This is a genomic window from Lactobacillus helveticus DSM 20075 = CGMCC 1.1877 (genome assembly GCF_000160855.1).
Classification (GTDB): domain Bacteria; phylum Bacillota; class Bacilli; order Lactobacillales; family Lactobacillaceae; genus Lactobacillus; species Lactobacillus helveticus.
In genome coordinates, this window is record NZ_GG700760.1 from 33,592 (window position 1) to 35,246 (window position 1,655).

Sequence of the window (1,655 nt, forward strand, 5' to 3'; positions counted from 1 at the left end):
AATATTCATACGAAGAATATCCCTATAAATAATATCAATTAATTGAAATGAAATAGCTTACAAGATATTATATGATGGAGCGTCACTTTAGAATAGTGTTTTTTTCTTACCTTTATAGATTCTTAAGTATTTGAATTATTATTTTGTATAGATATGATCGAAGCTGATAAAAATATCAAAAACACAACATATAGATAAATTTTCATGCTATTAGCACAATATTTTGTAAGATTCAAGATTGTATAAAATTCTTAATTCGATTACGATATATATCGATGCTTTTATTAGGGAAAAGCGGACAAGACACCAAATGTTATATTTGTGAACCTAAATTCAAAAGGGAGTTTGTATAGATGAAAAGAAAACACGAGAATTATTTTGTTTGGCTATTTAATCAATTAAAAGGGTGGCCAGTACAAAATTATTGTTTATGGTTTTTTGCGTTTGGTTTTCAATTGGCATTGCTTATTCAAGCTAAGATTACCAGCGTAACTTTAATTACTTTTATTGGTACATTGTTGGGTACGCTTTGCGTATTGGCAATTAATGCTACCAAGGCAATTAATGGATGGTTAGGATTAGTTTCTGCCGCTTGCTTCATTTATGCAGGTTGGTCTGCTAAGAATTATCTTTCTATCTTTGAACAAATTGCTTATATTGCAACTTTGGACTTGCCAATCATTTTGTCAGTGAAGTCATGGAATGATGATACTAAAAACCACTTAAGAAAATTTGGCTCTAAGGAATGGCTCATTGCTATCGTTGGTACCTTGCTTGTTTATGTGATTTCTGGTTACTTGATTGGCAAGTTTACTAATGACCCTCGTCCTTGGGTCGATGCAATTAGTTTTGCCATTTCATTGACTGCCGGAATTATGTGCTTCATGCGTTACAACAATCAATACTTCTGGTGGACTGCAAGTGGTATTTTCCAATTGATTCTTTGGGGCATTACTTATGCACAAGGTGATGCTAACTTGGCAATGGCAATCAATTCATTGATTTATGTTGTAAATGATATTTTGGCATTTACGGTTTCACCATGGTTTAACATGGGACGTCGCCATGCTGGACTTAAGGAAATTTCAAAATAAAAAGTTGAATAATAAGATTTAAAAAGCGGCGATTTCGCTGCTTTTTTCATATGGTAAAATGTAGCAAAAAAACAGAGGGATGAGAGAATGACATTTTACACGTTGAAATATATTCAAAATAACCAAAATGCAGACAAAGCAATCCTTTACGGTTTAATGCTCGTTGCAGCATTTGCTATGATCATCTTCACATTGCTATATTTGCATAATCGTTTTTGCTACAAGATATCGTGATTTAGGCATCATTGCACTGCTTTTTCTAATGTTGTTTGCCGGCACTCAATATGAAAAATATACTCAAGTAAATACGCAAAAGTCGCAGGCAACGCAAATTATTCCTTTCATTAAATCAGTGGCAAAAGATGGAGGCGTTAAAGATTCTGATGTTTTAGTTAACTCCACCAATTTAGTAGATGGCATGATTATCAGAATCGATTCAAAAGATATTGACTATCAATTGAACTTAAATGATGATCGCAATACTTATACGCTAACGCAGGCCCATGTAATTGATCATAAAGTAGAAGTGAAAAATTAAAATGCAGCTGGATTATACACAAC

The 1,655-nt window shown here is 32.9% G+C and carries 1 protein-coding gene and 1 pseudogene; both read left to right on the plus strand.

The annotated features are described in order from the left end of the window. Positions 1-353: 353 nt before the first annotated feature. Positions 354-1,094, plus strand: coding sequence for a nicotinamide riboside transporter PnuC (gene pnuC, locus HMPREF0518_RS08610; protein WP_003627836.1), 741 nt, complete (start codon positions 354-356; stop codon positions 1,092-1,094). Positions 1,095-1,181: 87 nt separating this feature from the next. Further along, positions 1,182-1,632: pseudogene (locus tag HMPREF0518_RS08615) on the plus strand (DUF3290 domain-containing protein). Positions 1,633-1,655: the final 23 nt, after the last annotated feature.